This window comes from Psychroserpens luteolus, from assembly GCF_021032705.1.
GTDB classification, from domain to species: Bacteria; Bacteroidota; Bacteroidia; order Flavobacteriales; family Flavobacteriaceae; genus Psychroserpens; species Psychroserpens luteolus.
In genome coordinates this window covers 345,344-369,422 of sequence record NZ_JAHVXI010000002.1, presented here as the reverse complement: position 1 = coordinate 369,422, position 24,079 = coordinate 345,344, and the positions used below count along the sequence as shown (strand labels likewise).

Here is a 24,079-nt window from a genome sequence, read left to right as displayed (position 1 = left end):
TTATTAAGAGTAAATTACAAATTTTTGAGAGTTCAATCTAACAAAAGAAAAAATAATCAATCATTGATACCATTTCTTGTTCTAGAAAATAGGAGGTAATCTCTTTTTGAGACTCAGCATTGGCAACAGTAACAATGCTTTGAGGGTTTTTAAGATCTTCTAGATACTGGAAATTGTGCAATAATTCATCATAGATGTGTTTTCCTATCTTTTTGGGGTTGTCGCAAATCCAAATAAAAGGAATATGCTTGGTCTTTAATAGTTGGGCAACTTTTTTTCCTTTTTGTCCTGCTCCCCAAATAGTGAGCGGCCTGAAGGCATCATAATTAAGCTCTAAAAAATAATCGACTTTTAGTTCTAAGAAATGATTTTCGGCATAATGCTCATCTGTTCGCGAAGCTCTAGTGCTATAGTCTCTCCAGTAGTGTAAAACGGTGTTACTAGGAATACATTTGATATTGTTTTTATAAAACCGAAATGTGAGATCGTAATCTTCAGGATAGCGTTCAGGAATAAAATCTTGACAGTTAAGGAGATCATCACGATGTAACATCCAACAAGGAGATGGAATAACACATTCTTTATAGATTTCGGTGTAATTATGTCCATATTGAGTTAAATTGTTAAGCCATGATTCATATTTAGCATAGCCATCTCCAATTCCATTATCACTGAAATATTTTACTAATCCCAACGCGATATGTTGCTTCCCATGAGTTTGCAAATCGTTGAGCATCATGCTTAGCTTTTCAGGATGCATGATATCATCACTATCCATTCTAGTGATATAGTCTCCTGAACTTTTGGACAAAGCAAGTCGCAATGCGTTAATAATCCCGTTACCTTTATTTTTATATAATTTAATACGCTTATCATGCGCTGCGAAAGTATTCACAAGCTCATAACTTTTATCGTTAGAATGATCATCAACAATAAGTAACTCCCAATTTTGATAACTTTGATTTTGAATGGATTCTAAACATTCTGGAAGATATTGTTCCGTATTTTTAAAAGGTGTAAGAATACTAATTAAGGGATTTGACATGTTACAAAAGTACCATTTTAACAAAACCTTAGCTAAATTACTGGTAACAGATTGTAGTTTTGTGCGTCAGATAAAAAATATCTGAAAAACAATTAACATTACGATGAAAAAAATCCTATCAATTTTTGCTACTAGTGCATTACTTGTAGCTTGTGGCTCTTCTAAGTCTTCGGTGAATGACTTAGCGACAGCAAATCCAATTTCAACATCTATCAACTTATCTGCAGTTACTGACGATAAAGCACCTGTAATTATAAACCCTGGACGATTCACCGAAGAGGTAGTGACGTACAGATTACCTAAGGTTGTTCAAGGTACGTACTCTGTGAGTGACTTCGGAAAGTATGTTGACGATTTTAAAGCATTTGACTATAACGGTAAAGAAATGACTGTCGTTAAAGAAAATACGAATACTTGGACCATTGCAAACGCAAAGGAGCTTGATAAAATAGAGTATATGGTTAATGATACGTTCGATCAAGAAGTGAGTGGTGGTATTGGAGGAGATGTTCCTTTTTCACCTGCAGGAACAAATATTGAACCAGACAACTACGTATTAAATTTACACGGTTTTATAGGATATTTTGATTCTTTAAAAAATGCACAGTATACATTAGACGTAACAGCTCCTGCTAATTTTGAACGTACATCTGCTTTAGAAACTAGAAATACAACTTCAAGTTCTGACGGAACACAAATCACGACATCATATTTTGCGCCACGTTATTTTGACATCACTGATAATCCAATGATGTATGGTAAACTAGATGTAGAAGAGTTTATGGTTGGTGATATTAAGATTGTATTAAGTGTCTACTCTCCAAACAAAGTACATAGTGCTGCGAGTATGAAAGAGACGGTTTACAAAATGATGGAGGCTCAAAAAGCATATTTAGGCGACGTCAATAGTACGCCACGTTATGATATTTATTTATACCTATCTGACGGTACTGAAAAAGCACCTAAAGGATTTGGTGCGTTAGAACACCACACATCAACTGTTGTAGTGCTCGGTGAAAACTCATCTAAAGAGCAATTAGCAGCATCAATGACAGATGTAGTTGCACATGAGTTCTTTCACATTGTAACACCACTTTCTGTACATTCTGAAGATGTACACTACTTTGATTATAATGACCCTACATTCTCAAAACATTTATGGATGTATGAAGGTGTAACCGAATATTTTGCACAGCATTTCCAGATTTATGAAGGTTTAGTAGATGCTGATACTTATTATGCTACGATGAATCAAAAAATCCAAGTGTCTAAAAACATGGATGATTCGATGAGCTTTACGACAATGAGTGAAAATGTACTTGAAGAACCTTATGCAACTAACTATTACAATGTTTATATGAAAGGTGCTTTGATTGGTATGTGTATTGATATTTTAATGCGTGAGGAAAGCGATGGAAATAGAAGTATGTTGTCATTAATGAAAGAGTTATCTGCTAAGTATGGAAAAGAAAAACCATTCGTTGATGATAATATCATTGCAGAAATCACTGAGATGACTTATCCTTCTGTGGGTGAGTTTTTAAACACTCATGTTGTTGGAGGAACACCAATAGACTACTCAAAGTTCTTTGAAAAAGTAGGATTAACATTTGGTGAAAAAAGAGTGCCTACAAGTTACATTCAAAGTGGATCAGGTTTTATTTTTGGTGCCAATCAGGAAAAAGGAGAGATCTTCTTTTCTGAAGGTGTAAAAAACAATAGTTTTTGGGCAGATCAAGGTGTGATGCCAAATGATATTATTAAAACTGTAAATGGAGAAGCCTTAACAATGCAGAATGCACAAGCAATGCTTGGTGCTATGTACCAATGGAAAGAAGGCGATGATATTAAAGTTGTATTAGAACGTGATGGTGAAGAAGTTGTAGTCGAGGCTAAATTAGTCCCGTCGTTTACGACATCTCGTAGTATTATAGAGGCTGAAAATGCGACAGATGCTCAGATAAATACAAGAAAGGCTTGGTTGAAAGGCTAAATCAAATAGTCTTTACAATCATAGAGGAAAGCTGATAAATAGTACTATTTGTCAGCTTTTTTTATTAAGTCGCTAGCCAGTTATATAATTTTCAAATTTTCTGATAGAGTCGAAAAACAATTTTTTATCAGAACTGGATTGGTATGTTAGTTCAAACGTAATTGAGTTATTCAGAAAATTATATGAGAAATTAATTGGTACAAGTTTGTCTTCTAATTCAATAAACATGAGTACAGTATTTATAGCGTTTTGCACGTCATTTTTATTCTGAATAGTTAAACTTTTAAACCCCATTTTGTTAGAAAAAACAGACTTAAGTTGAGATTTCTTTAATTTAAAAGAATATTTCATTTTGGTTAATTTTAGATTAGCTAGGGGACTACAAATATAAAAAAATTAAAAGCCTTCAAAAACCCCTAATCCAAATAATGCAAAATCATACTTCACGGGATCATTGGAATCTAATTTTCTTAAGGCTGTATCAAGTTCAAGTAACGCCTTTCCGTCGTTTTGTTTTCGCTTGAGAAGTTTTAATTTTCTAGCTACATTTCCTGAGTGTACGTCTAAAGGGCAAGAGAGTAGAGCAGGAGAGATACTGTTCCAAATACCAAAGTCTACACCATTATTGTCCTGTCTTGCCATCCATCGCAAATACATATTGATACGTTTAGCTGCCGAATTTTTTAAAGGATCACTCACGTGTTTTTTAGTACGTTCTAAATGTTCTATTTCGAAAAAAATGGATTTGAATCTGTGGATTGCCAACTGAAGGTTATTCTTTTCTACGCCTGTAGAAAAGACAGCTTCTAAGCCACCATGATTGTTGTAGATATGCTTTAAGCTTTTTATAAATTGAATAAAATCTAAACCATTAAACGTGCGATGTACAAAACTATCTAATGTCTCCAAATCTGATTCGTTATGATTCTTAACAAAATCGTAAGGCGCTTGGTCAAGTAATATCATCATTCTATTGGCATTATTAATAATGCTTTTACGGTTTCCCCAAGCTATGGTTGCTGTTAGAAATCCTGAAATTTCAATATCTTCTTTTTTTGAAAACTGATGAGGGACTTGGATAGGGTCACTTTCAATGAATCGCGGATGATTGTATTGTTCAACCTTAGCGTCTAAAAATTCTTTAAGCTCTATTTTATTCAAATGATTATGACTTTAATACTTACAAATTTACATTACTTTAATAGTTGTTGCAATAGTTTAGAATTGCTAATTTTGTGAGTATAACCTTATATTATGAAAACATCAATCTACATCACCTTATTATGTGTATTCACATTAGTCTCTTGCCAACGTGTAAAAGATAAAACTCAAGAAACAATTAATGCAGGAGGAGAAGCTGTAGGGAAATCGGCTACCGAATTTATAGAAGGTGTTTCGGAAGGAATTGATAAAACTTTAGAGGTAAAAATAGCCATGTCTTCAGATTTGAAGGCAAGTGGTTTAAGTACTGGGAAGTACTCAATATCTAATAATCCACAAGGCGGTAAAGACAACTTACTTACGCTATATATTATTTTCGATCAGGATTTTAAGGACATTATTTACGTGAAGGCTTTTGATAAAAATGGACTTGAAACAGGACGTGCAAAGCTAGAAGTTGAAGGTAAAAAAGGAGAAGCGAATTACTATGATTTTACTTTTGGGAAGCGTGTTGAGATCGAATATCGAAGTAAGATTGTTGTGGAATAAAGTTATCTAACTCTATTAAGAATTGGAAAAAAAGTAAAAAAACTTTAATTACCCAACAATTTTCCCGTCAACCATGGTTAACTTTCTATCGGCCATGTTCGCTAATTCCTCATTATGTGTTACAATAACAAAGGTTTGGCCAAACTCGTCGCGAAGTTTAAAAAAGAGGTTGTGCAAATTTTCTGCAGATTCACTATCTAGGTTCCCAGACGGTTCATCGGCAAAAATCAAACTAGGATTATTTACCAATGCTCTAGCCACAGCTACACGTTGTTGTTCACCTCCCGAAAGTTCATTGGGTTTGTGATCATAGCGATGTGATAATCCTAAAAAGTCCAGCAATTCTTTAGCGCGTGTTTCGGCTTCATGTTGAGATTTTCCGAAAATAAAAGCTGGAATACATACATTTTCTAAAGCTGTGAACTCTGGTAATAACTGATGAAATTGGAAGATAAAGCCAATGTGTTCATTTCTAAATTTTGCCAAGGCCTTGTCTGCCAATTGCGGAATAGACACATTATTAATTACAAGTTCGCTTGAGTTATTTGTGCTTATCTGATCTAAAGTGCCTATGATTTGGAGCAATGTTGTTTTTCCTGCACCAGAAGCACCAACGATGGATACAACTTCTCCTTTATTAATATCAAGATCCACACCTTTTAAAACATGCAGATCTCCATAATATTTATGAATGTTTTTTGCTTTGATCATCCTATTGAAATGAACTTCGAAAATACCATTTTAAAATGAGAAATGATAATTATAGTACCTGTTGTGAACTAGAATTTGAAGCTCGTGATAAACGACTTAACTTCTCGGCGTTTCTGTCTCTCTTTTTAAAGATTTGTTTGATACCACTATAATCGATAAAATATTGCAGTCTTAAAGATAAGATATGTTGCATGTCTTGATCTAATAAATTATTAAGGCTATCCACAAAACTATCATCAGAACGTGTATTGGAGTTGAATAATTGATTTCTGTAAAGCGCTGTCAAGAAGCTACCTGGAGCAAATTGCCATGAGTAGCTCAAATCAATATTCCACGTGCTAAAGTTTATATTTGAATCGCCTAATCCTAAGTCTTCAAAACTATCATCAGATTGTAAGAGTCTGCCATTGTCCTGTAAGAAAAATGGATTCGCGTCATAATGCACTGTGGTCCAATAATTTCTAAACGTAAGGTTTAATGAATTAAATGGGTTAAAATTATAACTTCCTGAGACACTATTGGTAATGGTTTTTTGGTCGCGTTCTCCAAATACAATTTCATTATCCAAATCATTAGAGTTATTTGCATAACCTCTATCATTTAATTCATTCTGATAATTAAAAGAATAGGACACTAAGAACTTGTCATTAAATTGAAATCTAGGACTTATACCAAACCATAGGGTTGAATAATCAGTTCTTACATCTTCAAACATTAAGGCTCCACCAACATTGGCGTCAATGGCAAATGGTTTATTATAATTAGTAGAGATCCAAACATTTCCGTTTACACGATCTTCATAAATAAAGAAACGCTTGTTTGCAAAATCACGAGGTTCGAAAAAATCAAATTGTTTACCCATTTGATAGTTGAGATTTCCACCAAAGGCCATTAGTGTCTTTTTTGTATTACCAAATACATTTATACCTGCATTCTGACCAGTAAATGTACTAGGTCTATATAAACGTCTATAGTTATACCAACCATTTATTCTAAATTGATTCAGTTTTTCTGTTGCTTCAAAAATCTGATAAGATGCGTCAACACCAAAATTGTTAAGGTTATTTCTAAAGTTAAGCCCTAAGTCATTAATATTGAATTCTTCATCAGAAAATCTATGATCAAAACTATATCTTACTTTTCCATGTGATTTTCTTATAAGGAAAAAAGAACTCAAACCAGTTTCGGTACCAGTGGAAAGATTACGATTACTCATCTTTACATCTGCTCTAATATTATAGGTGTTTCGTTTATTAGAAATATTACCAACTAAAGCAGTTACATTGGCATCTCTAAAGCTACCTTCTCGAAGTACATTGGTGTTTACGATTCCTATTGACGAATTTCCATTGAATTGTTGATCAAGTACAAGAATGTTATAATTAGTGAATGGTTCTACCGTTTCCTTTCTAATTTCACCAGTAACATTGTTTCTAATTGATGCATCGGTTTTTTCAGTAATAGCATTAAAGAACCCTATTCCTAATCCATTTTTTGTGCGTCCTGAAACTTTAACCGCATTTAAAACTTTAACTTCATTTGGATAATCTACAAGCTCTTCATCCTCTGTAAGATCTACACTTCCTGTTGGTGCGTTTCCAACACGTCTGGAAAAAAACAGATTACCTTTGCTAAACAGATCAACACCTTCAGTAAAGAATTGTCTTTGTTCACTAAAAGTTTGTTCAAATGGCCCTAGGTTAAGGCTTAGATTATCAAAACCAGCTTGACTAAAATCAGGTATAAGGGTCGCATCTAAAGTGATATTTTCGGTAATACCATATTTCACATCCATACCAAGATTGAATTGAGGTCTAGCCATATTATCAAAAACTGTTGAGGCAAAAGGGTATAAATTGAGTCGAACAGGAGGGTGGATGTCCTTTATCCCTTTGAGCTCACCATGATAAAGACCTATATTACCTTTGGTAACATCTAAGGGATTCCATGTGTACTGTTCATTGTTTCGTCTAAATCGTCTATGAAACTGAAGTCCCCATGTTTCAACATCAGTAGAAAAACGCAAAGCTCGATATGGTATTTTCATTTCTACAGACCATCCGTCATCATTTATTTTAACTGCGCTATCCCAAACAGCATTCCAACTAAAGTCTTCACCACTATTAGGATTTGCCACAGCATCTGCTTGTGTTCCAGAGCTAAAAACGAAAAATTCGGTGTCGTTTTGTGCGTCATTATTAGGATTGAGAACAATTAAGAAAAAATCGGATTGCCCAAAATTATCGCGACTAGTAAACTGTTTTGATATTAGATTAGGGTCATCGTACATGTAAGCACTAACATAAATTCCTGTATCATCATAGGCCAACTTTACAATGGTTTTTATGTCCTCGGTAGCGGCTTTTCCCATGTCTGGTCTAAACTGTATGAAATCGGTAGCTATATCGGCATCTTCCCATACTTTGTCATCTAGAACACCATCAATCTTGGGCGCAATGTTTGTTCGTTTAATCTGAAGTAGCTTTTTTGGTATTGTATCTTGACTATGAGAATAACTAATAGAAAGCACTAATATGAGAAGCAGTAAGCGGATTTTCATTTTTATATTGATTGATGATTAGTGGCTGATTAACATATAGACACTAGATTTTTTTATTTGTTACAGTTAGGGGTACAAATCTACCCATGCAAATCGCTCAATTTTCATAAGCAAACGTTAAAAAGGTTAGCTTACTGTTAATCTTTTGATAATAGAATATTAAAATTTTGTCTGATTTTTTTTACTTACATTTAATAAAATTTAATTCTGACATATAATGCCTTACCAAAAATTTGAGGAATATAATATTCAAGTTACTGATGATGTTAAACAACGCTATGAGCAAATAATTGAAGAATTAGGAGAAGACACAAAGCGTGAAGGACTCTTAAAAACGCCTGAACGTGCTTCTAAAGCCATGCAGTTTTTAACGCAAGGTTATAATCAAGATGCTGCCGAAATATTAAAGAGTGCCATGTTTAAGGAATCTTATAATGAGATGGTTATTGTAAAAGATATTGAGTTATATTCATTATGTGAACATCATATTTTACCGTTTTTCGGAAAAGCGCATATTGCCTATATTCCTAACGGACATATCGTTGGATTGAGTAAATTGCCTAGAATTGTTGATGTGTTTGCCAGACGTTTGCAAGTGCAAGAGCGTTTAACCGAACAGATCTTAGATTGTATTAACAATACATTAAAACCTGAAGGTGTTGCCGTGGTTATTGAGGCATCCCATATGTGCATGATGATGCGAGGTGTACAGAAACAAAATTCTACAACAACTACATCTGGATTTCGTGGTGCGTTTAAAAATATGGAGACTCGAACTGAGTTTTTAAAACTTATTAGTGAAAAACTGTCATAGTTTATGATTTGGAACACTATTTGCTTTACTATAAGCGAATTACAAATACAACTATGACATTAGAACACATTTCAAAACACAAAAAACTAGCGTTAAGTCTTCTCTTTGATGCTTTAGGCTATCTTTCATTTATATTCCCACCTTTTGATTTTATTTGGGCTCCAGCTTCGGCTTGGTTAATGACCAAATTGTATAAAGGCAAAAAAGGAAAAATTGCGGCTGTAATATCATTTGTAGAAGAAGCTTTACCTTTTATGGACGTTATTCCAACCTTTACTTTAATGTGGATTTACACCTATGTGTTTAGTAAAGAGAAAGCAACAATAATAGAAGCGTAAATAAAAATCCCTTTCAAACCAATGAAAGGGATTTTTAGTTTTTGGAAATGCATTTTATTGTAACATCACCGTAAACGAAGTTTGAATATCTGTATCTCCACCAGCATTGGTTATATCACCATCACTTACCCCTGTAGCGTTTTTATCAAGTTCGTGACGAAGTATAATCGTAATATTTCCTGAACCAGCAGAACCAGCAGTTGTTAGCGTAAATTCCAATCCTAAAGGATTACCATCACCATCTGTATCGCTATAAGTAAACGTAGCAATACTGTTTGTTGATTGAAAGAAAAATTGATGTTCGTCATCTTCTCCTAAAATTTCTGTATTGATAAGTTCGGCAGGTGTTTCTGTTTCATTTAAAAGTTCTAAACTGCCATTATAAGTAGTTCCAACAGCTAAAGGCCCTGAAACAGTTATAACTGGAGGGTTTGGACCGTCACCATCCAAATCTCTAGTTTGTAAGGTGATTTCTGTTCCGCCTCCAACTGGTGTTAATGTTGCAGTTAGTGTTGTGATTACTTCTTCCTCATTTACAGGAGGAGGATTGTCGTCATCATTTGAGCATGAAGTAATTAATGCTGAAGTGCATAAAATAAATGCCAATATTTTTATGGTTTTCATTGTTTCTAATTTTAAATTTTTGATAATCATGGTAATTCGTTTTTAAAAATAATTTTTGTTAATAATTTAATTGTAATTGTAACATCACATTTCTTCCGAGGTCATCAGCAAAATATCTCAGTCTGTTTAAATATGATCTATAATTAGTATCAAATATGTTATTAATAGATAGGGCTACATTTAGCTTAGTGTGCTTAGCAATATTAAAGTTAATACTGCTATAAAAATGCAATAAGTGATAAGCAGGAGGAGGCGAACTAATATCTACCAAAACAGTTTCATTTGTAGTAGCAATAAAGGTTTCAAAATTATAATCTGGAAACCTAGTTTGTTCAAGCACCCACTCACTTTTTAAACTTGTTGAAAAGTCATTCCATTTAGGGTTGACATATCTAATTTCATTTATTGTATTAAATGCAGGTATGTCAATTAATGCCGTATCATTTTTTAAATCATCTCCTTTTATGAAAGACGATTTGTTTGTAAAATCTAAAGACTTTGCAAATTTGTAATTTAATGATAAGTCTATTCCATATAATGCAGCATTGGTTTGTTGGTAACTCCAAACGGGAAAAGCACCTCTTATTGTTTGCTCAATTCCTGTAGGCTGTAAATACATAAAGTCCGTAATGTTGTTATAAAACGCTTCAATTAATACATTTAGGTCGCTTTGATTGTAAGAATAACTGGCTGATAAACGATTTGATAGTTCTTGATCAAGGCGTAAATCACCTAGTTCTATTCTAGCGGCCGAATGGTGTAAGCCATCACTAAACAATTCTGACGGATTTGGAGGTCTACTTGCTAAGGCATAATTTCCAGAGATAAAGCTGTTATCATTCAAGTCATATTTCATACCAGTAGCAACAGAAAAATTATGGAAATTAAAAACAGGGTTAGTCAGGAGTTGAGTTCCTAAATCTTCAATAATAATTGAACCAAAATCTTCATCATAACCACGTTCTTCCCAACGACTAGTTTGATAGAATTTTTTAGCATCAATTCTATTAAAATCATATCGTATTCCTGCATCTAAGGTTAATCGATCATTAATACCCCATTCTGAAGTGATATACGTTCCAAAATCATAGCGTTGATAGTCTGGTATTAAACGTCTTACACCTGTATCTGGGTTAGCAAAATTATCTTGATAACGTCCCAGTACACCAAAATTTAATTTGTATATACTTTTTGCATCCAAAATAACATCTGCAGTCACTGTATGAGTTTGAAGTGTTAAATCTAAAGCTGGTTTGTTTCTATCGTCACCTACGCGAACATCAAATTCAAAACGTTGGTTGTTTTGATAATCATATTGCAACGTAAGTTTTCCAAAGTTTTTAAACCTCTGATAATAAGATGCTTTTAGTAAATGATGAGTAACCTCTTGTTTAGGAGAATTGATATCATAACTAAAATCGTCAACAACTAATGGTTGTTGCGTATTAATTGCTGATACTAAATCGCTAATATTTCCTATATGAGATGCTCGTAAAATACCAATTTCATTATTCACATAACTATAGAACAATTCAAAACCACTTTCAAACTTTTTCTTACCACCATGAAATGATATACCTTTTGATACATTGCCTGTATTGGTTAAGATATAATCTGGTGCTTCAAAATCTCCATTTTTTTTCAAACTAGCTTGAACGTTCGCAAACCATCCTGAGCTAAAATTTGAATTAAAGTTTGTCGCAATACTGTAACCTCTACCATTGGTTTGCCCACCAAGGATTGTTTTTCCATATATGGTATCTTTAAGTCTAATATTGGAAGGATTAATCACAATTATTCCTCCAATAGCATCTCCGCCATAAGCTAATGTTCCTGAGCCTTTAATAACCGAAATCTGTTCTGCAGAATTTATATCAATATTAGGAGCATGTTCAATACCCCATTCCTGATCTTGTAAACGCACATTATTGTTTAAAATTAAAAGGCGACTACTATGCATACCATTTATCATAGGCTTAACTATACTGTTACCTGTATTGATAGACGAGACACCAGATACTTCTTTTAAGGCATCACCTAAATTTAAAGAACTATACCTATCTAATGTTTTTGCTTTGATTACGGTTTCTTGAGCCGTTTTTGTTTCCTTTTTTGTGCTATTACCTTTAATAGAGACTTCATTCAGTTCCTCAATATGGTGTTCTAAAACAATAGACTTATAGACATCACTTACAATGTTGTAAGTCACTGTTTTTGTTTCACAACCAACATGAGAAATTACTAATGTTAATTCTCCTTTGCACAGGTTTTCTATTTTAAACTTACCGTCTAAATCAGAAATTATGTAACGGTCAAAATTCTTGATATAGATGTTTGCTGAAGCTATAGGAGTATTGTCATGAAAATCAGTAATTTCTCCTAATAACGTCAACGAACAATCTTGAGCATTGCTTATACCAAAAATTGATATCACAATGCATAAAATATAATATTTCATTGAAAATTATTTAATGTAAAGATGCTATTCTTAAAATTACATTAAAGTAGGAGGACCTCTTAGGTATGAGGATAAGTGCTGATGACTTTTTAAGAAATTATGATAAGTAGTAATAGGTTTATACAACTTATCATTCGCTGTTAAGGAATAATTTTCTAGTTGAATATATAGACTATTACTTAGCTTAAACTTATAAAATTCGCAGTCAATATCAATATTATGAAAATGCGTTTGACTTTTAACAAAACATACCTCATGTTCGTGACTGCTTAAAGCATGAGAAAATTTAACAACAGAAGGCAACACCAATACAAATGCAAGCAATAATGATGCAAGTCTAATAGTGATATGTTGTTTTACGTTTGTCATTAATTAATAAATTTCCCTAAACCAAAGCGTTTGAGTATTTTCTTTTCAAATTCCCAGAAAAACTTAAACTGACCAAAGAGCCAACCAAAAGTCACTAGCAGAATTTGGTAGAAAATTAGGCCAATGATAATGAATAAAACCCAATAAACAAAAGGATTTAAATTTTCTTTAGTAATTCCTAAAAGATCCATTATTGGTCGCCCTACATATACCGAAGAGGAGCCTGTAATGGCAAATACAATGAAAATTCGAATCATTTCCCAACGATGCTTAACAACCCACTTATTCTTCAATTTTTTAAAAATAAAGAGGGTCAATTTGAGTAATAAAAAAAACAATACCACAGAAAGTGTTATTGTTATTGAAATGTGATAAGACTTTGTAAATACAAATGATAACTTATAGGCGCTATATCCTAAACCTATTAATCCTAATATAGGAAAAATAAGGTGCCAATGTTGTTGTATGTCCCAGTTTGATTTGAAGTCTTTAAACATAGCTTGTTTTTGCTATGCAAAGATACTCTAAATTCTAGGAACAAATGTAGATAATTGCTGTTTGTATGTTAATTGGAAATAAATAAAATAATTATAAAGTTTATAGTTTACATCATAGCCATAATCAACATTAGCTTTGTAATCAATTGGCAATTCGTAAAGGCTAGGGTCAAATCTGTTAACCTGTAAAACTCTAGTATTCCACTCCTGCACAAGGATTCTGTTTCTTGCTTCAAGAAATGATTGAGAGTAGTACCCTTCAGGTCTGGCAATAGAAGCAAGCCATCCATTAAAACCAGGTTCAATAATTATAATTTCATATTCAATATCGTCGTTAGAAATTCTAACAATATCTTCTTCTGGTACATCTGCAAGCTCAGGTTCGTTTGTTGTTTGCGTTGCCCCACAATTAAATAACAAAAATGTTATTACAAAAAGGGTTAAAAAATGTTTCATTGTTTTTTCTTTTAAAGTTACGAAAATCATTCCGAAGCACTATGTGCTTTTTAGATTTCAATTATTAGTTTTTTTGATATATCAAAAGTATGTGGTAAATATCTCTTTGAAAAACAGTAATGAGTGAATACTGTATTTGAGTGAGTGAATTGGATATAAAAAAAGCCAAACACAAGGTTTGGCTTAAATATATAACGTATAGGTTGTTTTATTTCCCGAAAAGTCCACCTAGCAAACCACCAAGTCCGCCTTTTTTCTTTGAGTTACCTAAAACCATTCCTGCAACATCATCAATAACACTTCCATCACCATCGGCATCTAAAATCTTCTCTAAGAAACCTTGTTCTTTTTGAGCACTATTTCCTCCAAGTAAGCCACCTAATAAGCCACCTAAATCATTTGGAGAACTTACATTGTTTTGTCTTGTTTGTTTTCCTAAAACACCCATTAATATTGGTGCCGCAACTTTAAGAATATTACCAACAGATCCAATGTCTATACCAGATTTTTCACCAATAATTTTTTCAACACCTTGTCTTCTGTTGCCTAGAACATGCCCTAAAATTTTATCACCATCAGTTTTTACCTCTTCATTAACTCCGCCACCAAATAAGCCGCCAAGATTGTCTAAAATGCTTCCATCGTGTTTGCTTTTTAGTGCTCCCATTAACCCTTCAGCGCCTTGAGGTGTAGCTGCATTTCGCTCCATGGCTTTCATTAACACTGGTAGCGCCATAGTTAATACATCTTGGGTTTTGTTTTGTGGTTGTCTTGTTTCGTTCGATACACCACTAATTATTGTTTTACCGAGGTCACTGTTTAATAAGTCTAAAATTCCTGACATAATATTGTTTGAATAAAGTTAATATAAATTGGACATTCAATTTACGAAAAAAAGTCCTAACATATATTAGGACTCCTCTTTTTTGTTTTGGTCACAATTTTGACCAATTAATTCAAAATACTAATGATTTGATCTGCCAATTCTGTTCCGATTCTATCTTGAGCTTCGTTTGTTGCGGCTCCAATATGAGGTGTTAAAGAAATGCGTCCATTCATCAAGACTTGAACAGCAGGAGTTGGTTCTTCTTCAAAAGTGTCTAAACCGGCAAAAGCAACTTTGCCAGACTCTATGGCTTTGACCAAAGCAACTTCATCGATAACACCACCACGTGCAGCATTAACTATTCCAACACCATCTTTCATTAGATTGAATTGTTTGTCACCAATTACATATTCTTTCTGTGCTGGTACATGTAAAGTAATGAAGTCTGCATGTTGTAAAACATCTTTCATTGGCTCTGTCTCAATTTCCACGTTGATAAACTGTCCGTTATAAAATTCAACTTTCACATTCGCCTTACCTACAAATTTATCGCTAGCAATAACTTTCATTCCAATACCCAATGCAATCTTTGCAACTTCACGACCAATTCTTCCAAATCCAATAATACCAAGTGTTTTTCCTCGTAATTCTACACCTTTAGCATAGTTTTTCTTTAAAGCTTTAAATTTTGTGTCACCATCTAAAGGCATGTTTCTATTCGAATCATGTAAAAAACGAACACCTCCAAATAAGTGAGCAAAAACTAACTCTGCAACAGATTGAGAAGATGCTGCAGGTGTATTAATAACATGTTTTCCCTTGCCGCGAGCATATTCAACATCAATATTATCCATGCCAACACCACCACGACCAATTATTTTCAAATTAGCACAAGCGTCGATTAAGTCTTTTCGAACTTTAGTCGCACTTCTTACTAGAAGAACATCAATGTCATTCTCATTTATATAATTGATTAATTGTTCTTGGGCAACAGTTGTAGTTAGAACTTCAAAACCAGCATTTTCTAATGCTGTAATCCCGCTTTGCGAAACACCATCGTTTGCTAATACTTTCATTTAATTTTATTTATGCTTTTCTTTCTAATTCACTCATAACATCCACAAGAATACCAACGCTTTCAAGAGACAAGGCGTTATACATAGATGCTCGGTAACCACCAACACTTCTATGACCATTAAGGCCATTTATTCCAGCTTCTTTAACCATAGTTTCAAAGGTTTCTTTTAAATGGTCATTAGCTAAAGTGAATGTTGCATTCATGGTTGATCGATCTGCCTTTGTAGAAAACCCTTTAAATAGTGGGTTGAGATCAATTTCTGAATAAATTAACTGGGCTTTTTTATCATTTTCTTTTTCTATAGCAGCTATGCCTCCAAGGTCCTTTAACCATTGTAAGGTTAGCATAGATACGTACACCGAAAAAACAGGAGGTGTATTAAACATACTGCTTTTGCCTATGTGTACTTTATAATCCATCATAGAAGGAATTTTTCGTGACACTTTTCCTAATACATCTTCTTTAACAACAACTAGAGTAGCTCCTGCAGGTCCCATATTTTTTTGAGCTCCAGCATAGATTAAGTCGAATTGCGAAAAATCCAATTGGCGTGAAAAAATGTCACTACTCATATCACAAACCATTGGGATAGGAGAGTTAGGGAATTCTTTCATCTGTGTTCCAAAAATGGTGTTATTGGATGTACAGTGAAAATAGTCATAATCTGTTGGGATATCATATCCTTTTGGGATATAATTATAATTTGCATCTTTAGACGAGGCTACTTCATAGATGTCGTCATATATTTTAGCTTCTTTTATCGCTTTGTCACTCCAAGTTCCAGTATTAAGATATCCTGCTCTTTTTTCGAGCATGTTGAGTGCCACCATTAAAAACTGTGTACTTGCACCTCCTTGTAAGAATAACGCTTTATAACCTTTACCTTCAAGTCCAAGTAATTCTAAAGCCAGCGCTCTTGCATTCTCCATCACGTCTACGAAGGGCTTGCTTCGATGTGATATTTCTAAGAGTGATAATCCATTGTCAAAATTTATCACTGCTTCAGAAGCTTTCTGTAGTACTTCACCAGGTAAAATACATGGACCTGCACTAAAATTATGTCTTTTCATTTATGTAGATTTTAATTCCGAATTAACGAAAAAATAAGTTGTATTTTCACTTCTCACAAAGGTGGTGATTTCTGCTAAAAAACGAGATATAATATCGATATTTTATTAACAGATTGTCAACGAAAACGTAATAGTATCTATAGCATCGGCATAATCCCATAAGTTAGGCAATTGTGTTTGGCCAAATTTAATTTCATTGTCCAGTATGCCATTACCAACAACACATTGAATACGTTCTGCCTTCTCTTTTAAAATATTTGTCAATTGTTCTTTTGACTTGTAATGTTCATAAAAAACTGTCGCGATAGGAGAAGAGAAATTGTCATCTTCTTTAATCATCAGAAACCCATTTTCTAACATTTCAAATTCGCTCATTAAATACACAGCCTTGTTATAATCATAATTGTTGGCATATTTTGCTTGGTTTATGATTGGATTCCAGTCATACATTCCTTTAAAGAAATTGTCAAAGTCATATCCTTCAGGAACAAACAGTTTAGATACATTTCGGCATCCTAAACCATAATATCTAAAAATATCTTCGGAAAGTGCTTTCAGTTCGTCTTCGGTCTCGTTTCCAGTTAATACAGCTACTGAGTTTCGATTCTTTCTAATGATTGAAGGCTTGTCTTTAAAATAATATTCAAAGTAGCGCGCTGTATTATCACTTCCTGTTGCGATAACTGCATCGAAATCGTCTAGCTTACCTTCGGTGAATGAAATTCGACCTTTGAATTCAGGTTCTACATGCTCTAAATATTTGGCTAAATAGGGTAAAAGATGTTTGTCATTAGACGATTGTTTCACCAAAACATTTTGACCAGAAATTAATACAGACAAAAAATCATGAAAGCCTACTAGCGGAATATTTCCTGCCATAATAATAGCTATGATTTTTAAGTTTTCGGTAGTAAACTTATACTTTGATAACCATTGTTTAATATTACTATCAGTCAATTGGTTAGACCATCCGTCTAAAGCAAATAATATGTTCTCTTTTGTAAACCAACCGTTATGCTCTTGTGCTAATTTGATTTGATGTTTAAAGCCGTTAAAAAACAAATCGTTATTTATAATGTTGTCTTTTTTTTCGATGCCTTCCGAAGAAAACTGACTTAAAAAATCGCCCAGTTTGGAAAAAGCGTTAATTCTTTGTTGTAAATCCATATTGTGTTTGGTTATACGATGTTTTGGCTTTATTTTTGCAACTGCAAATTTACGCAAGCTTATTTAAAAGAAAAATTACTATGGCAATTATAATAACAGATGAGTGTATCAACTGTGGCGCATGTGAACCTGAATGTCCTAATACAGCGATATATGAAGGCGCAGATGATTGGAGATATAAAGATGGTACGAGTTTAGGAGGACATGTTGTTTTACCAAACGGTAATGCTGTTAATGCAGATGAAGCACAAGAGCCTATTAGCGATGAGATTTATTATATCGTTCCCGATAAATGTACAGAATGTAAAGGGTTTCATGAAGAACCACAATGTGCAGCTGTATGTCCTGTAGATTGTTGTGTTCCTGATGATGACCATGTGGAAACAGAAGAGGTACTGCTTGGAAAGCAACGCTTTATGCATCCTGATGATTAAGCAATACAAAATATTTAATTATAAAATTGAATCCCTAGCTTATTGCTTGGGGTTTTTTGTTTAAATTGCCTTTATGGAGCACAAAGACAAAGAAGAGTATAACGGATTTTGGAAGCACTTAGGTTGTACACTTATGATTGTTACGGGTTGCGTATTTCTTTATGTCATCTATATCATACTGAAGTTGATGTTTTTAAGATAATACTATACTAAGAAATAAATGTCCTAAGCAATAAGCTTAGGATTTTTTTGTTTAGTTATTTAATGAAATATATTACTTTAGTTTTATGTGTGTGTCTTTTCCTGTCCTGTTCTAAAGACAAGAGGACGTCTTCAGATTCTGTAGAAAAGAAAACATCTTTAGACCCTTTATTGGTTAACTGTATCGATGATATTCCACATTTGATGAAGGCTTCTGATGCAGGTTTGGTTTTTGAAATTCTTACTCATGGGAAAGTTGCTGGTTCTATAGTGGGCGATACCTTAAGCTATTTTATTTTGCAAAAAAATAATATTGTCATGGAAAATAGAAGAGGCTTTATGTGTTGCACCAATCATTTTGAATTTGATTCCACAGGATTATTAATGAAAAAAAACATATTTACCGATTATTCCGAATTATACACTTATGAAAGAACACGCAATACTGATACTATTTTTGAAAGTGAGATGTCTAACTTTGGATGGGGAATTCACTATAAATATGTCGTTAAAAATGAAAAAATCGTTTCAAGAGATGGTGAACTAGAAGAAGGGAAAATTATGAATTACCCAGAGTTTTATGACCATATAGATTATTACTACAATGAAAAAAATCAACTTATAAAGAAAGCTATAAAGAAAAAGGATCATCCTAAAGCTGAATTTGGATTAAATCAAATTATAACTTACTCTTGGAATGAGTCTGTTTTAAAGCGAGTAGATGTGCAACAACTTAAAAAGGCTAATGATTCTCAACCTGTCTACACGACTGTTATTCATATGGACAGTACAGGATTCCCTATAGAAGAAACGATGCTATCTCTACAAGATACGGTATATCGTGCTATAATAATTAGAAAATAGAGACGTCTCCTAGTCTCTGTAATCTTACTTCTCGTTTTTATTTAAAACAATAAGATATTTAACTACATTTGCACTCGCAAAAACAAAACTTATGAAAGCTGGAATTGTAGGATTGCCAAACGTAGGTAAATCGACCTTATTTAACTGTTTATCTAATGCTAAAGCGCAGAGCGCAAATTTTCCGTTTTGTACGATCGAACCCAATATTGGTGTGGTTAATGTGCCAGACCCAAGGCTTCAAAAATTAGAGTCTTTGGTAAACCCTGAGCGTGTTATGCCTGCTACTGTTGAAATTGTAGATATTGCAGGTTTAGTAAAAGGAGCGAGTAAAGGTGAAGGTTTAGGAAATCAGTTTTTGGGAAACATTCGTGAAACCGATGCTATTCTTCATGTGTTGCGTTGTTTTGATAATGATAATATTGTGCATGTAGATGGCAGTGTAGACCCTATTCGTGATAAGGAAACTATCGATATGGAATTGCAGCTTAAGGATCTTGAAACTGTAGAAAAGAAACTTGATAAAGTGAAGCGTGCAGCAAAAACAGGAAATAAAGAAGCACAAAAGGAAGAAGCTATATTGCTAAAACTTAAAGATGGCCTCGAAGCTGGAAAATCGGTTAGAGCATTGGAGTTTAGCGATGATGAACAAGAGGAATTTGTTGGTCCTGCGCAATTGATCACTTCTAAACCAGTGATGTATGTATGTAATGTCGACGAGGCAAGTGCTGTATCTGGAAATGCTTATGTAGAACAAGTAAGAGCAGCTGTAAAAGATGAAAAAGCAGAAGTTTTGGTTTTAGCCGTAGGTACAGAAGCCGATATTAATGAACTTGATGATTACGAAGAACGTCAAATGTTTCTTCAAGATATTGGTTTGGATGAACCAGGTTCTTCAAAATTAATAAGATCTGCTTACAAGTTATTAAATCAGCAAACGTATTTTACTGCTGGTGTCAAGGAAGTTCGAGCTTGGACAGTAGATATAGGCGCAACAGCACCTCAAGCTGCTGGTGTGATCCACACCGACTTTGAAAAAGGCTTCATTAGAGCAGAGGTTATTGCCTATGATGACTATGTACAGTATGGTAGTGAAGCAAAAGTTAAAGAAGCCGGTAAAATGCGTGTTGAAGGTAAAAATTATATTGTCAAGGATGGTGATGTTATGCACTTCTTATTTAATGTATAATGCCTTTAATCGAAATCAAGACATTTATTGATGCAGACATTCAAGTCTGTTTTGACCTGTCACGTGATATAGATTTTCATAAAATGTCCATGGTGGATTCTGGCGAAAAAGCAATAGCTGGTAAAACATCAGGTTTGATTGCACTAGGAGAATGGGTGACATGGGAAGCAAAACACTTCGGAATTACACAGAAACTAACCTCTAAAATTACGCAATTTGATCCTCCATACTATTTTGTAGATGAAATGGTTTCTGGAGCTTTTAAATCGTTTAAGCATGAACATCGATTTCAAATTGAAAATGATGGTACTGTGATGGTTGATACGTTTTATTTTCAATCGCCTTTTGGGATCTTCGGAAAAATCGCAAACGTTCTGTTTTTAAAGCACTATATGACTAACTTATTAGTGACTCGAAATACGTTTTTGAAAGAAAAAGCTGAAGAATTATCTTATAATCAATAAAACAGTAACGTTCTCAACAATATTGGGCTTTTATTGTTAATTACTTTGTGGGATCCCTATTTCATTTTTTGTAACGTTATGTTATATTAGCGTTCTATCTTAATTTTTCATCCATTTATGTCTCAAGAAACCAAATATACCGAAGATAACATACGCTCGCTTGATTGGAAAGAACACATCAGAATGCGACCTGGTATGTATATTGGTAAATTAGGTGATGGCTCATCACCAGATGATGGTATATATATTCTACTTAAAGAAGTTTTAGATAATTCCATTGACGAATATGTCATGGGAGCAGGTAAGACTATAGAAATTTCTATCCAAGGTAATAAAGTAATCGTAAGGGATTATGGACGAGGAATTCCATTAGGAAAAGTAGTTGATGTGGTCTCTAAAATGAACACTGGAGGAAAATATGATTCTAGAGCTTTTAAGAAATCTGTCGGATTAAATGGTGTTGGTACAAAAGCGGTAAATGCTTTATCTAATTATTTCCGAGTAGAATCAACACGTGATGGGAAGTCTGCTTCGGCCGAATTTGAACAAGGAAATCTTTCTAATCAAGAATTGCTTGATGATACATCTAGACGAAAAGGGACCAAAGTATCATTTATTCCAGATGAGACTATTTTCAAAAATTATAAGTATCGTAATGAGTATGTCTCAAAGATGCTTAAAAACTATGTGTATCTCAATCCGGGATTAACAATCGTTTTTAATGGAGAAAAGTATTTTAGTGAGAACGGACTTAAAGATCTCTTATCTGAAAACATAAATGAAACAGATCGCCTCTATGATATTATCCATTTAAAAGGAAATGATATTGAAGTGGCACTAACACATAGTAAAACACAATACAGCGAAGAATATCACAGTTTTGTAAATGGACAAAACACAACACAGGGAGGGACGCATTTAGCAGCGTTTAGAGAAGCTCTAGTAAAAACCTTGCGTGAGTTCTACGGAAAGAACTATGAAGCATCAGATATTAGAAAATCTGTAGCCTCAGCGATCTCAATCAAAGTCATGGAGCCTGTTTTTGAAAGTCAGACAAAAACAAAATTAGGTTCTACAGATATGGGAGGAGGCTTGCCAACGGTAAGAACATATATCAACGATTTTATGAAGCGTTATCTGGATAACTACTTGCATAAAAATCCAGATACTGCAGAGAAAATTCAACGTAAGATTTTACAAGCTGAGCGCGAACGTAAGGAGCTTTCAGGAATTAGAAAGTTAGCAAAAGACAGAGCAAAGAAGGCAAGTTTGCACAATAAAAAATTGAGGGATTGCCGCGTGCATTTTGGAGACACCAAAAATGAACGTAATCTAGAGACTACATTATTTATTACAGAGGGAGATTCTGCATCTGGTAGTATCACAAAATCTAGAGATGTCAATACTCAAGCTGTTTTCAGTTTAAAAGGAAAACCTCTTAATTGTTATGGTTTGAGTAAAAAAATCGTCTATGAAAATGAAGAGTTTAATTTATTGCAAGCTGCTTTAAATATTGAAGAATCGCTAGAAGATTTGCGTTATAATTATATCGTAATTGCTACCGATGCTGATGTTGATGGTATGCATATTAGATTATTGTTAATCACATTCTTTTTGCAGTTTTTTCCAGAAGTCATTAAGGAAGGACATCTATACATTTTACAAACACCTTTATTTAGAGTCCGAAATAAAAAAGAAACCATTTATTGCTATTCAGATGCGGAACGTCGCAATGCCATTGAGAAGTTAAAACCAAAACCAGAAATTACACGATTTAAAGGTCTTGGTGAGATTTCTCCTGATGAATTTGTGCATTTCATTGGCGATGATATTCGTTTAGATCCAGTAATGCTAGATAAAGACATGTCGATTGAGGAATTGTTATCTTTCTACATGGGGAAAAATACACCATCTCGTCAAGAGTTTATTATAAATAATTTGAAAGTTGAATTAGATTTGGTTGAAGACGAAAAGTAGAATGAAGTGTATTAATCAAATCGTATTTAAGCTAATTATCCTTGCTTTTACTTTAAATGCTTGTGCTCAAAGTAGTAGTCTTAGGCAAGGAAAAGTTAATGCTAAAAATTATTATGAGGAAATTCCATTTGAGTTTGAGAAAAACAAAATCATCGTTCCTGTAGAAATAGAAGGAAAGGTGTATAGGTTTTTGTTAGATACAGGAGCTCCTAATATTATATCTTCTGAAGTTTTACAAACTGTAAAACCTAAAGTAGTAACAACGATTCCCACGACTGATGCTAACAGAAAACGCCAACAACTAGATGTGGTGTCATTAAAAAGCTTAAAGCTTGGTGGAATTGAATTTGAAAATGCTACAGCATTGGTATATGATCTCAATGGAAGTGATATATTTAAGTGTTTTGGTGTCGATGGATTTATTGGTAGTAACTTGCTCAAACAGTCTATTATTCAATTTGATGCTTCGAATAAAGTTTTAATACTAACAGATAAACCAAAAAAACTAGGCTTAAACAAGAAAGAATCTAACAAAATTAAACTAGTAGGTAATCAAGGTAGTCCCTATGTTTGGATAGAACTTCATGGAAAAGACAAAGGCAGGGAACTCGTTTTAATTGACACAGGTATGGGAGGTCTATATGATCTGTCTCGAGAAAATTATGATATTTTTAAATCCAAAGCTATCTTTAATGCTATTGGTCAAAGTAATGGAGCGTCATCAGTAAGTTTATTTGGTGAAGTTCCTGTGAATAATCAGTTAAGAGTGCATTTGCCGAAATTGGTTATCAATGATTTTGAAATTGAAAATTGTATCACGCACACCACTAAAGATGATAATTCTAAAATAGGCGCTGAATTATTAAATTATGGTGTAATGACAATCGATTATAGAAATAAGCGATTTTACTTCAAACCAAAAACAGAAACATTAGATGTGAGTAAGCCAATGTCTGGATATACTTCGACATATAAAAATAATACTATTGTTGTTGGCTATGTTTGGGATAAAGCGCTACAAAAAAGACTTAATTATGGTGACCAAATCCTTGCCGTAAATGGAGAACAGATTACAGAAAGTAAAATTTGTGACTATATTACTAAAGCTTCAAATACAGAAGAATTAAAACAATTAACTTTAAAAGTAAAAAATAAAGAGGGAGAAATTATAGATGTAGATATCACCAAAAAAGACCTCACTACTATTTTAAGTGATTTTAATATTAAATTAAATTAG

General features: G+C 33.5%; 24 protein-coding genes. 11 read left to right on the top strand and 13 right to left on the bottom strand.

Features of this window, described 5'->3' with window-relative positions; genetic code table 11:
• Positions 1-37: 37 nt before the first annotated feature.
• Positions 38-1,045, bottom strand: a complete 1,008-nt coding sequence (locus tag KWG70_RS07310) for a glycosyltransferase family 2 protein (protein WP_230935343.1) — start codon at positions 1,043-1,045, stop codon at positions 38-40.
• Between the two features lie 103 nt (positions 1,046-1,148).
• Between KWG70_RS07310 and KWG70_RS07305 the strand changes: the two genes are divergently transcribed.
• A complete protein-coding gene (locus KWG70_RS07305) occupies positions 1,149-3,038 on the top strand; it encodes a M61 family metallopeptidase (RefSeq protein ID WP_230935342.1) in 1,890 nt (629 codons plus the stop codon).
• Positions 3,039-3,110: 72 nt separating this feature from the next.
• Here the strand turns inward: KWG70_RS07305 and KWG70_RS07300 are convergent, their stop codons facing one another.
• Both KWG70_RS07300 and KWG70_RS07295 read right to left on the bottom strand, forming a co-directional pair.
• Entirely contained in the window at positions 3,111-3,389 is a 279-nt protein-coding gene (locus KWG70_RS07300) for a hypothetical protein (protein ID WP_230935341.1), read from the bottom strand.
• A gap of 45 nt (positions 3,390-3,434) precedes the next feature.
• Positions 3,435-4,199 (bottom strand): TIGR02757 family protein, encoded by a 765-nt coding sequence (locus KWG70_RS07295; RefSeq protein WP_230935340.1) that lies wholly within the window; start codon positions 4,197-4,199, stop codon positions 3,435-3,437.
• 93 nt (positions 4,200-4,292) lie between these two features.
• Here KWG70_RS07295 and KWG70_RS07290 point away from each other — a divergent pair, with 93 nt between their 5' ends.
• Positions 4,293-4,748, top strand: coding sequence for a hypothetical protein (locus KWG70_RS07290; RefSeq protein WP_230935339.1), 456 nt, complete (start codon positions 4,293-4,295; stop codon positions 4,746-4,748).
• A gap of 48 nt (positions 4,749-4,796) precedes the next feature.
• Here the strand turns inward: KWG70_RS07290 and KWG70_RS07285 are convergent, their stop codons facing one another.
• Together KWG70_RS07285 and KWG70_RS07280 are read right to left on the bottom strand one after the other, a co-directional pair.
• A complete protein-coding gene (locus KWG70_RS07285) occupies positions 4,797-5,459 on the bottom strand; it encodes an ABC transporter ATP-binding protein (RefSeq protein ID WP_230935338.1) in 663 nt (220 codons plus the stop codon).
• Positions 5,460-5,508: 49 nt separating this feature from the next.
• Positions 5,509-8,019, bottom strand: coding sequence for a DUF5916 domain-containing protein (locus tag KWG70_RS07280; RefSeq protein WP_230935337.1), 2,511 nt, complete (start codon positions 8,017-8,019; stop codon positions 5,509-5,511).
• 217 nt (positions 8,020-8,236) lie between these two features.
• On the opposite strand from KWG70_RS07280, the gene folE reads away from it, so the two are divergent.
• Together folE and KWG70_RS07270 are read left to right on the top strand one after the other, a co-directional pair.
• On the top strand, positions 8,237-8,833 hold the full coding sequence (gene folE / locus KWG70_RS07275; RefSeq protein ID WP_230935336.1) for a GTP cyclohydrolase I FolE: 597 nt from the start codon (positions 8,237-8,239) through the stop codon (positions 8,831-8,833).
• Positions 8,834-8,886: 53 nt separating this feature from the next.
• Positions 8,887-9,171 carry a hypothetical protein gene (locus KWG70_RS07270; protein ID WP_230935335.1) on the top strand — a complete coding sequence of 95 codons (285 nt, stop codon included), beginning with the start codon at positions 8,887-8,889 and terminating at the stop codon, positions 9,169-9,171.
• Positions 9,172-9,225: 54 nt separating this feature from the next.
• On the opposite strand, the gene KWG70_RS07265 is transcribed toward KWG70_RS07270, so the two are convergent.
• The 8 genes from KWG70_RS07265 to KWG70_RS07230 all read right to left on the bottom strand — a co-directional run bounded on the left by KWG70_RS07265 (position 9,226) and on the right by KWG70_RS07230 (position 17,716).
• Positions 9,226-9,795, bottom strand: a complete 570-nt coding sequence (locus tag KWG70_RS07265; protein ID WP_230935334.1) for a type 1 periplasmic binding fold superfamily protein — start codon at positions 9,793-9,795, stop codon at positions 9,226-9,228.
• A 58-nt stretch (positions 9,796-9,853) separates the two neighbouring features.
• Positions 9,854-12,253: a TonB-dependent receptor gene (locus tag KWG70_RS07260; protein WP_230935333.1), complete on the bottom strand. Its 2,400-nt coding sequence runs from the start codon at positions 12,251-12,253 to the stop codon at positions 9,854-9,856.
• Between the two features lie 368 nt (positions 12,254-12,621).
• Positions 12,622-13,119, bottom strand: coding sequence for a DUF6787 family protein (locus KWG70_RS07255; RefSeq protein ID WP_230935332.1), 498 nt, complete (start codon positions 13,117-13,119; stop codon positions 12,622-12,624).
• A gap of 27 nt (positions 13,120-13,146) precedes the next feature.
• Positions 13,147-13,575 carry a DUF6146 family protein gene (locus KWG70_RS07250; protein ID WP_230935331.1) on the bottom strand — a complete coding sequence of 143 codons (429 nt, stop codon included), beginning with the start codon at positions 13,573-13,575 and terminating at the stop codon, positions 13,147-13,149.
• A gap of 208 nt (positions 13,576-13,783) precedes the next feature.
• Positions 13,784-14,419, bottom strand: a complete 636-nt coding sequence (locus tag KWG70_RS07245; RefSeq protein WP_230935330.1) for a DUF937 domain-containing protein — start codon at positions 14,417-14,419, stop codon at positions 13,784-13,786.
• A gap of 107 nt (positions 14,420-14,526) precedes the next feature.
• Complete coding sequence (locus KWG70_RS07240; RefSeq protein WP_230935329.1) at positions 14,527-15,477, bottom strand: D-2-hydroxyacid dehydrogenase; 951 nt, start codon at positions 15,475-15,477, stop codon at positions 14,527-14,529.
• Positions 15,478-15,487: 10 nt separating this feature from the next.
• Positions 15,488-16,549 carry a 3-phosphoserine/phosphohydroxythreonine transaminase gene (serC, locus tag KWG70_RS07235; protein ID WP_230935328.1) on the bottom strand — a complete coding sequence of 354 codons (1,062 nt, stop codon included), beginning with the start codon at positions 16,547-16,549 and terminating at the stop codon, positions 15,488-15,490.
• Between the two features lie 105 nt (positions 16,550-16,654).
• Positions 16,655-17,716 (bottom strand): acyl-CoA reductase, encoded by a 1,062-nt coding sequence (locus KWG70_RS07230; protein WP_230935327.1) that lies wholly within the window; start codon positions 17,714-17,716, stop codon positions 16,655-16,657.
• 80 nt (positions 17,717-17,796) lie between these two features.
• On the opposite strand from KWG70_RS07230, the gene KWG70_RS07225 reads away from it, so the two are divergent.
• The 7 genes from KWG70_RS07225 (at position 17,797) to KWG70_RS07200 (ending at position 24,079) form a co-directional block, all read left to right on the top strand.
• Complete coding sequence (locus KWG70_RS07225; RefSeq protein ID WP_230935326.1) at positions 17,797-18,150, top strand: 4Fe-4S dicluster domain-containing protein; 354 nt, start codon at positions 17,797-17,799, stop codon at positions 18,148-18,150.
• 73 nt (positions 18,151-18,223) lie between these two features.
• Positions 18,224-18,352 carry a hypothetical protein gene (locus KWG70_RS17870; protein ID WP_262910617.1) on the top strand — a complete coding sequence of 43 codons (129 nt, stop codon included), beginning with the start codon at positions 18,224-18,226 and terminating at the stop codon, positions 18,350-18,352.
• A gap of 62 nt (positions 18,353-18,414) precedes the next feature.
• A complete protein-coding gene (locus KWG70_RS07220) occupies positions 18,415-19,215 on the top strand; it encodes a hypothetical protein (RefSeq protein ID WP_230935325.1) in 801 nt (266 codons plus the stop codon).
• A gap of 91 nt (positions 19,216-19,306) precedes the next feature.
• A complete protein-coding gene (gene ychF / locus KWG70_RS07215; RefSeq protein WP_230935324.1) occupies positions 19,307-20,401 on the top strand; it encodes a redox-regulated ATPase YchF in 1,095 nt (364 codons plus the stop codon).
• Positions 20,401-20,865, top strand: coding sequence for an SRPBCC family protein (locus KWG70_RS07210; RefSeq protein ID WP_230935323.1), 465 nt, complete (start codon positions 20,401-20,403; stop codon positions 20,863-20,865). Before ychF ends, KWG70_RS07210 begins: the two co-directional genes overlap by 1 nt.
• Positions 20,866-20,982: 117 nt before the next feature.
• Positions 20,983-22,842, top strand: coding sequence for a DNA topoisomerase IV subunit B (locus tag KWG70_RS07205; RefSeq protein WP_230935322.1), 1,860 nt, complete (start codon positions 20,983-20,985; stop codon positions 22,840-22,842).
• A gap of 1 nt (position 22,843) precedes the next feature.
• On the top strand, positions 22,844-24,079 hold the full coding sequence (locus tag KWG70_RS07200; protein WP_230935321.1) for a retropepsin-like aspartic protease: 1,236 nt from the start codon (positions 22,844-22,846) through the stop codon (positions 24,077-24,079).